This window comes from Blautia sp. An249, assembly GCF_002159835.1.
Classification (GTDB): Bacteria; Bacillota; Clostridia; order Lachnospirales; family Lachnospiraceae; genus Blautia_A; species Blautia_A avistercoris.
In genome coordinates this window covers 1-8403 of record NZ_NFJL01000039.1, presented here as the reverse complement: position 1 = coordinate 8403, position 8403 = coordinate 1, and the positions used below count along the sequence as shown (strand labels likewise).

The window sequence follows — 8403 nt, the reverse complement described above, 5'->3', positions numbered from 1 at the left end:
ATAAATAAAATGCTAAGTCATAGGTTTTAAACTATGGCTTAGCACTATTTTTTTAATTCAACTCCTAAAGACCGGTAGAATAAACATAGTTTGCATAAAAAACAATCTTTTTTTTCTTTTTTTTCGATCTTTTTGCGCGCTGATGCCGATTGTGCTATATTACTTTATACGCAGAGAAAACAGAAAATAAAAACAAAAGGGGAGAGTGAGATGGGAGTATTATATTTTACAAGACACGGACAGACGATCTGGAATGTGGAGAATAAAATCTGCGGGGCGACAGATATTGCCCTGACAGAGCTGGGGCATGAACAGGCGAAGTGTCTGGGGAGGGAAATAAAAGAGCAGGAGATTCTTATAGACGAAATTCTGTATTCTCCGCTGATTCGGGCGGCGGAGACTGCCAGACATATCTCAGAGATCACCGGGATCCCCCGCAGGATGGAAATAAGACTGAAGGAGCAGAACTTCGGAAAATTTGAATCCACCCCCAGAGACGGCGCGGAATTTCAGAAGGCGAAAATGAATTTTATCAGCGATTATCAGGGCGGAGAGTCCATGCTGCGGCTTTGCCAGCGGATATATAATCTTCTGGATGAGCTGAAAGAGGAGAAGGATAAAACGTATCTGCTTGTGGCACACAACGGAATTGCCCGGGCGGTGCATTCTTATTTTTATGAAATGGAAAATGAAGAATTTGCCCGCTTCGGAATTAAAAATTGTGAGATTAGAAAGTATGAATGGCATTGATTTTGCTGGGATTTTTATAAATTGGACAAAAAAAGTAAGTTTTTTGCTCCAAGGGGTTGAAACCTGAGGAATAAACTCGTATAATGAGGATAAATCGAAGTGAGGAAAACCCAGAAGGAGGTATTTTTAAATGAAAACAGTAATCATTGGTGCGAATCATGCAGGAATTGCGGCGGCAAATACTTTATTAGATAATTACCCGGATCAGAAGGTGGTTATGATTGACCGCAATACGAATTTAAGTTACCTGGGATGCGGAACAGCTCTTTGGGTAGGAAGACAGATTGATTCCTATGAAAATCTCTTCTATACCAATAAAGAAGCTTTTGAGGCAAAGGGTGCAGACATCCGCATGGAAACAACGGTAAAAGGCATTGACTTTAAGGCGAAGAAAGTTTCCTGCGAAAGCGCAGACGGAAATGTTTATGAAGAATCTTATGATAAACTGGTTCTGGCAACCGGCTCGCTGCCTATCGATCCGAAGATTCCGGGAAATGATTTAGAGGGAATCAGCTTCCTGAAATTATTCCAGGACGGCCAGGGTGTAGATAAGCAGATCAGTGATCCCAATGTAAAAAATGTAGCGGTAATCGGCGCGGGCTACATTGGCGTGGAGATTGCAGAGGCAGCCAAACGCAGAGGAAAAGAAGTGCGTCTGTTTGACGTGGCTCCAACTTCTCTGGCAAGTTACTATGATCCCTGGTTTTCAGAAGATATGGACAAAAACCTGGAAGAACACGGAATCGAAGCGCACTATGGTGAGAGAGCAACTGCCTATAAAGGAAACGGACGGGTAGAAGCGGTTGTGACGGATAAAGGTGAGTATCCGGCAGAACTGGTAATCAACGCCATCGGTTTCGTTCCCAATACCGCTCTTGGAAAAGAGCATCTGGACTGCTTCGCAAACGGCGCTTACCGTGTGGACAGACATCAGCAGACCAGTGATCCGGATGTATATGCAGTGGGCGACTGTGCAACCATTTACTCCAATGCCCTTCAGGCAGAGACCTACATCGCTCTGGCGACCAATGCGGTCCGTTCCGGAATTGTAGCAGGACATAATATCGGAGGAACGCCTCTGGAATCCATCGGCGTACAGGGTTCCAACGGAATTTCCATTTTCGGATACAACATGGTTTCCACAGGTTTATCTGTAAAAGCGGCTGAAAAGAATGGAATGAAGGTCAGCTATACAGATTATGAAGATTTGCAGAAACCGGGATTTATGAAAGAAAATGCAAAAGTAAAAATCCGTATTGTCTATGAAACGGAGTCCCGACGCGTGGTTGGAGCGCAGATGGCGTCTGCGGATGATATTTCCATGGGAATCCATATGTTCTCTTTGGCGATTGAAGAAGGCGTGACCATTGACAAGCTGAAATTACTGGATATTTTCTTCCTGCCTCACTTTAACCAGCCGTATAACTATATTACCATGGCGGCTCTTGGCGCCAAATAAAAGTTGAATAAAAAACAGGAAGGAATCTGCAGGTAAAAAGATTCCTTCCTGTTTTGTTGAATATAGGTTCTTATTTTATCCGGTAGCGGCTGATGAGAGACATTAACATCTGCATATAAGTCTCGGCTCCTTCTTTTGCTTTGGCCGGATCCCGGTACGAGTCTTTGTATTCCAGGAGAAGCCCGTGGAACAGATCGCAGCAAATATCGCTGAACAGACGGGCGTCTTCCAGTGAGAAATGTCCCGTAACAGCGGCCCGGCGGACGATTAAATAATTCCGTTCTTTTAAATCGTTATTAAAAAAGACACTGGTAAAGAGTCCGTCCAGATTCTTCCATTTATCCGGAAATAACTGATAATATTCAAAAATCGTGTCGCCCAGTTGTTCTTTATATCTTCCCCAGAAAAATAATTCGAAGATTTCTACATTTTCAAAGGCATATTTTGCAAAAGAGTCCCACATGGAAATCAGCATATCCAGAGGGGAAGAGTTGGAATTGGCACTTTCCTGGAGATCAATAATATAATTTTCCAGAAAGCGCACTGCAGCAAACCGTACCAGGTGATCCAAATCGTCAAAGTATTTATAAATCACAGGAGTGGTACAGTTGCAGGCACTGGCAATATTGCGGATTTTGATGTCAGACGGACTGGTTGTCTTCAGCATTTCATAAGTTTTAACAATAAGTTCGTTTTTCTTGTTGGAAGCCATAAGTCATTACTCCAAAATAGGTATTTAAAAAATTATAACTTTAATTTGAAAATATAGCAAGAAAAAACTGAAAGGTGAAAAAGGGGCGGTTTTGTGCCGCCCCTTTTATACAGGCTGCTTTTGCAGCCTTTTTTGTTTAATAGGAAACTGCGTTCCCTATTAAACAAAACGCTCCGCGTGGATCGCGCTGCGTCGGAGTGGAAGAAGGCGCTTTGCGCCCCCGCCGCAGGCGGAGAATCCTGCTCGCAGGATTCTTTCTTATTATTTGCAGGATTCCATGTATTTTTTCATTTCTGCATCAATATCAGGAGATAAGGTGGAATCGCCGTAATTGTCTAAAATGGCCTTCCATTTCTTGTTTGCTTCCTGCTCTGCAGTCAGCGCACCCGCATTTTTCCACTGTGCATAACTTCTCCGATCGCTTAAAGTTGGACGGTAGAATTCCTGGCGGTACCAGTCCACGGTATGTTCTTCCATCAGGAAGGTTCCTCCCGGACCTACGTCTTTAATTACGTCATAAGCAAGAGTTTCCTCATCTACAGTGATTCCCTGGTTGATGCGTTTGATATAACCGATAATTTCATTGTCGATAATCAGTTTCTCGTAAGACGTACAATTGTAGGTCTCGATGATTCCGGCTGCATGGAGGATGAAGTTTCCGCCGGCCATCTGTGCCATAAGCAAAGTGATGGCGGATTCATAGGCGGCCTGAGAATCCATTAATTTCGCATCGGATAAAGCGCCGCTGATTCGGCAGGGGATCTGATAGTATTTTGCCAGTTGTCCGTTTATCAGGGATACAACTGCGTCTTCGGGAGAACCGATGGTCAGAAGCCCTGTGCTCATTTCCGCATTGGAACCGGAAGCAGAATATACGATAGGGCATCCGGGATTTACGCACTGGGCGTATACGATACCTGCCAGTACTTCTGCGTTTTGTACGGATACCAATCCGGCTAAAGTAGCGGGAGTGGTCATGCCTGCGATGGAAAGGGAATTCACTAACTGAGGCTGACCGGTTTCTGCATAAGCCCGAATCGCTCCCAACTGACGTTCGTCGTAGGAAAGGGGAGTCAGCGTACAGGGGATGGAGGAGATGACCGGTTTCTCTTTGATGGCGTCCAGACCACCGAAGGGGATAGCTGCCAGTTCGATACAGTGCATGGCGTTTTCGTAGCCGTAAACGCTTCCCATTAACGGTTTTCCGCTGTACTTCATGGTGTTGTAAACCATGGTAACCGGGCGTTCTTTGACCGGGACGTCCTGAGGCTCGCAGGAAATATGACTCTGAATATCAATATTAGGAAGTTTGTCGCAGATTTTAACAATATTAATAAAATCTTCCAGAGAACCTTCCCGGCGCCCTTTGTCCATATCCGTAACGAAAGGAGAACCGTAGGGTCCGGCATAGGCCACATCTTCACAGGTTATAGTAACATTTTTGGAGGGATCTCTTCCGTACAGGGTGTAAGAAGAAGGAGAGAGACGAATCGCTTCTTCTACCAGGGTGCGGGGGAAATGAACCTTTTTGCCATCCAGACGGCATCCGTGCTTTTCCAGGGTCTGGCGGGCATGTTCATAAGTTATAATAATTCCCACTTCTTCCATGATTCGGAGGGAATTCTCGTGTATTTTTTCCAGCTCTTCTTGTGAAATCACTTGATATCTCTGCATAGGTGTACCTCCTGTTAAATTATTTTTTATTAAAATTCCGAAAGGGATATTTGATGATTCAAACATACTATAAAAGGTTATCAATGTCAACCTATTGAGAAGAAAAAATATTACCAATATTAACGACGAAAACTTGTAAATTGTAATGAAATAGAGGAATAAAATATAAATAGATTGAAATTAATGGGGAAAATTGCTATCATTATTAAAAATAAAAAGTGAAAAACAGTAACAATAGTAACCGTGAGAAATTGCATTTGGTTATCAATAAAAACTAAAGGAGGCGGAATATGTTAAAAGGAAAAAACGCAGTCATACTGTTGATATTAAGTGTTATTGCCGGTCTGGTATATCTGACACCGTTCCTGCGCTTTTCTTTCTATGATCAGATGAAAGAAGCGCTGCAGCTGACAGATATACAAATCGGGGCCATTGGGGCAGTATACGGAACTTTTAATGTTGCAAGTTACGCTCCGGGCGGTTTTCTGGCAGAAAAATTCGATACGAAGAAACTTTTGCTGGTATCCTGTGCCGGAATGTTTCTCTGTACGGTCTGGTATTCCTTTTATCCGGGTTATGCCGCACTGTTGATAATTCATGCACTGTATGGAGTTTTTAGTGTGGGAACTTTCTGGTCTGCCTATCTGAAGACCGTCCGTGGACTTGCTTCGGAAAGGGAGCAGGGGAAAGTGTTTGGTATCAGTGAAGGCCTTCGCGGCCTTGGACAGACAGCGGTAGCGTTTCTGTGTCTGGGTGTATTGGGGCTGTTTGCCACAAATGAATTAGGATTTAAGGCGGTTCTGTGGGTCAATGCAGTTTCCTTTGCAGTCATGTTTCTGGCGGTGCTGTTTTTTATTCCCCGTTCTCAGAAGGACAGGGCCTCAGGGCAGGAGGAAGGAAAACAGGGTGCCAAGAAAGAGAATCTGATTCTGAAATCCCTGAAAAGTCCTTCCATCTGGAACTGTATTTTTATCATCATGTGCGGATATGCGCTTTGGAACACGGTAAACGGATACCTGGGGACATACTGTACCAGGGTATTGCATATCCCGGAGAACATATCCAGTACCCTTTCCATTATCCGGAGCTATATTATCGTATTTGTAGCCGGCGTGACAGGCGGTATCCTTATGGATAAGTTCCCTTCCAAGGGTCATGGGATGATGGCAGCCTTTGCCTGTACGCTCTTATCGGTGCTGGGAGTGCTTGTGACAGGAAATGTGCTGATGCTCTGTGTGGCTATGACTGTGGTCTTATCTTATATGGTAAATGCTATTAAATCTACTTATTGGTCCATTCTGGGGGATGCCGGAATTCCGCCGGAAGATACGGGAATGGCTACGGGGATTATTTCGCTTATCGGTTTGACTCCTGATATTTTTGTATCGCCGGTTATCAGCCGGTTCATTACCTGGGGAGAAACAAACGGCAGTGTAGAGAGAGGTTTCCTGCTTATGTGGGCATGGATGGGAGCCTGGGCTCTTTTGGGTATCGCGTTTTCCTGGATATTGAAACAGAGAAGGAAAAAGCTGGGGATTCAGTAGGATACCGAAGGGAAAAAGAACGGAGGGATAGCATGAAAAGAAGAAACCAGAAGATAAATGTAGTATTTCTGCTTTCCACAGTCATTGCAGGAGGAATTGCACTCTGGGGAATTGTGGGAAACACCTCTTTCGCAGGGGTTTCAGACAAACTTATGCAGGGCCTGAAAGATCATTTTTCCTGGCTCTATCTGGGAGTGATGCTTCTCTTTGTGCTGTTTGCCCTGGTTCTGGCTTTTAGTCCTCTGGGAAAAGTAAAACTGGGAGACGACGGGGAGAAACCGGAATACAGTACCATTTCCTGGTTCGCAATGCTGTTTGGGGCAGGAATGGGGATTGGGATGGTTTTCTGGGGAGTGTCGGAACCGTTATCCCATTATATCGCTCCGGCACAGGGAATTGAGCCTTTCACAGAAGAGGCGGCGCGCTTTTCCATCCGTTCCTGTTTTATGCACTGGGGACTTCATCCCTGGGCCTGTTATGCAGTTATGGGACTTGGACTGGCCTATTTTCAGTTCCGGAAAAAGAAACCTGCCATGGTCAGTTATTTGTTCCAGCCCATGATAGGGGAGAAAGCTGTTGCGGGAGCGGCGGGAAAAGGAATTGATATTTTTACAACGGTAATTACTATTGTGGGAGTAGCTACTTCCTTCGGTATGGGATGTCTGCAGATTAGCAGCGGCCTGGAGTATCTGTGGGGAATCCCCCGGAATCTGATTACCTGGACGGTGATTATTGTTATAATTGCGGTCATTTATATTTATTCTGCTGTAAAAGGAGTCGGAACGGGGATTAAAAGACTGTCAGATATTAATCTGATACTGTTTGTCCTTCTTCTGGCAGCAGCCTTTTTTATCGGACCGGGACGTTCCTATATCGGAACTCTCTGTCAGGGGCTGGTCGATTGTATATGGAACTTTTTCCCGGACAGTCTTCGGACATCTTATAATGGAAGCAGGGAATGGATTAATAACTGGCGGGTATTTTACTGGGCCTGGTGGCTGTCCTGGGCGCCTTTTGTAGGGGTCTTTATTGCCAGGATTTCTAAAGGAAGAACCATCCGCCAATTTGTCTTAGGCGTTATGATTATTCCTACTGCAGTATCCACAGTGTGGTTTTCTGCTTTTGGAAGCATGGGATTTCATGTGGCAGGGAATTTTACCCAGGAGGAGCTTGCTGTGATGACCGGCTCTCCGGAAACGGCCCTGTTTCGGATTTTTGCCCAGTATAGGGGTGGAATCGTACTGTCGGTGGTGGCCATCTTTTTACTGATTACTTTTTTCGTTACTTCAGCCAATTCCGCCACCTATGTGCTTGCGATGCTGACTTCAGACGGGGAGCTGGATCCTCCTGACAGGAAGAAAGTGTTCTGGGGGATTCTTATGGCGGTAGTTGCCTTTGCCCTGATTTTGTCAGGAGGAATTGAGGTGATACAGACCATTTCCATTGTGATTGCGTTTCCGTATCTGTTTATTTTGATTCTTATCTGTGTGAATCTGGTCATTGCCCTGAAGGGCAGGAAAAAATAAGGGGATTATGTAAGTTCCAGAATTTCCAGGGGAATCTGGTTGAAATAGTAAAGGCATCCCATATCTACAACGTACTGCAGAGTGTCCCGGTAACGGGAATCCTGAAACCAGTCTGACAGCACGTAGAGAAATTCTACTTTATAATCCAGAGGAGTCATCAGTTTCTGATACTCTTGTTTTTTGAAATGGCAGTTGGGAAGTTTCTCGTCCACAGAACCGGCGCACTTCTGGAATTTTTTCTCGATGACGTACAGGGTGCGGTTCTGGTAATTGAGGAAGGCCTCGTCCGGTTCCCAGACTTTTGAATTGTAGTCGCGGTAATCGATGCCGTTGGGAGCCAGGAATTCTGTATACAGTTTTTTCTTGGGAAGAGACAAACCGATGGTCTGGCCGTTTTTTATAACATTAACTCCGAAAACCGTATAACCTGCGGCCGTAAGAGCATCGTTTAAAGAGGTCTGCTGTTCAAAAGCGAGGCCGTTGGCATTTGTCCGGGCGCCGCCGCCGTGGGTATTTATTTTTCTTGGCATTTTCTACCTTCTTTCCGATAAAGTACTATTATTGTAAAGGAAACGCCGGATTTATACAATCATTTTCTGAAATAAGAGAGCCATATAAGAATACAGGAAAGATTCGAGGCCTGTATCCTTATATGGCTTTTTAGTGCGCCTGGCGGCGCACGTTTCTTAAGGGTGCAAGTCCCAAATCCGCCCGGTAGTGGGAAGGACATAGCCGAAG

The 8403-nt window shown here is 44.8% G+C and carries 7 protein-coding genes; 4 read left to right on the top strand and 3 right to left on the bottom strand.

The features are described from left to right. The first annotated feature begins 210 nt into the window (after nt 1-210). Together B5F53_RS19005 and nox are read left to right on the top strand one after the other, a co-directional pair. Nucleotides 211-750: a histidine phosphatase family protein gene (locus B5F53_RS19005; protein ID WP_087226999.1), complete on the top strand. Its 540-nt coding sequence runs from the start codon at nt 211-213 to the stop codon at nt 748-750. A 130-nt stretch (nt 751-880) separates the two neighbouring features. Further along, entirely contained in the window at nt 881-2209 is a 1329-nt protein-coding gene (nox, locus tag B5F53_RS19000; RefSeq protein ID WP_087226997.1) for a H2O-forming NADH oxidase, read from the top strand. A gap of 70 nt (nt 2210-2279) precedes the next feature. Here the strand turns inward: nox and B5F53_RS18995 are convergent, their stop codons facing one another. Next, nucleotides 2280-2921 carry a TetR/AcrR family transcriptional regulator gene (locus tag B5F53_RS18995; protein WP_087226995.1) on the bottom strand — a complete coding sequence of 214 codons (642 nt, stop codon included), beginning with the start codon at nt 2919-2921 and terminating at the stop codon, nt 2280-2282. Nucleotides 2922-3182: 261 nt separating this feature from the next. Then, nucleotides 3183-4595, bottom strand: coding sequence for a trimethylamine methyltransferase family protein (locus tag B5F53_RS18990; protein ID WP_087226993.1), 1413 nt, complete (start codon nt 4593-4595; stop codon nt 3183-3185). A gap of 290 nt (nt 4596-4885) precedes the next feature. Here B5F53_RS18990 and B5F53_RS18985 point away from each other — a divergent pair, with 290 nt between their 5' ends. Further along, on the top strand, nt 4886-6139 hold the full coding sequence (locus B5F53_RS18985) for an MFS transporter (RefSeq protein ID WP_087226991.1): 1254 nt from the start codon (nt 4886-4888) through the stop codon (nt 6137-6139). A 32-nt stretch (nt 6140-6171) separates the two neighbouring features. Continuing rightward, the gene (locus B5F53_RS18980; protein ID WP_087226989.1) at nt 6172-7665 is read left to right on the top strand and encodes a BCCT family transporter; all 1494 of its coding nucleotides are present in this window, start codon (nt 6172-6174) and stop codon (nt 7663-7665) included. Nucleotides 7666-7670: 5 nt separating this feature from the next. Here B5F53_RS18980 and B5F53_RS18975 read toward each other — a convergent pair whose 3' ends face one another. Continuing rightward, the gene (locus B5F53_RS18975) at nt 7671-8195 is read right to left on the bottom strand and encodes a hypothetical protein (protein ID WP_087226987.1); all 525 of its coding nucleotides are present in this window, start codon (nt 8193-8195) and stop codon (nt 7671-7673) included. Between the last annotated feature and the right edge of the window lie 208 nt (nt 8196-8403).

What these genes read in the sequence shown, in the direction of transcription:
- B5F53_RS18995 (WP_087226995.1), bottom strand. Translation starts at nt 2,921, where the DNA reads ATGGCTTCCAACAAGAAAAACGAACTTATTGTTAAAACTTATGAAATG.
- B5F53_RS18990 (WP_087226993.1), bottom strand. Translation starts at nt 4,595, where the DNA reads ATGCAGAGATATCAAGTGATTTCACAAGAAGAGCTGGAAAAAATACAC.
- B5F53_RS18985 (WP_087226991.1), top strand. Translation starts at nt 4,886, where the DNA reads ATGTTAAAAGGAAAAAACGCAGTCATACTGTTGATATTAAGTGTTATT.
- B5F53_RS19005 (WP_087226999.1), top strand. Translation starts at nt 211, where the DNA reads ATGGGAGTATTATATTTTACAAGACACGGACAGACGATCTGGAATGTG.
- B5F53_RS18975 (WP_087226987.1), bottom strand. Translation starts at nt 8,195, where the DNA reads ATGCCAAGAAAAATAAATACCCACGGCGGCGGCGCCCGGACAAATGCC.
- nox (WP_087226997.1), top strand. Translation starts at nt 881, where the DNA reads ATGAAAACAGTAATCATTGGTGCGAATCATGCAGGAATTGCGGCGGCA.
- B5F53_RS18980 (WP_087226989.1), top strand. Translation starts at nt 6,172, where the DNA reads ATGAAAAGAAGAAACCAGAAGATAAATGTAGTATTTCTGCTTTCCACA.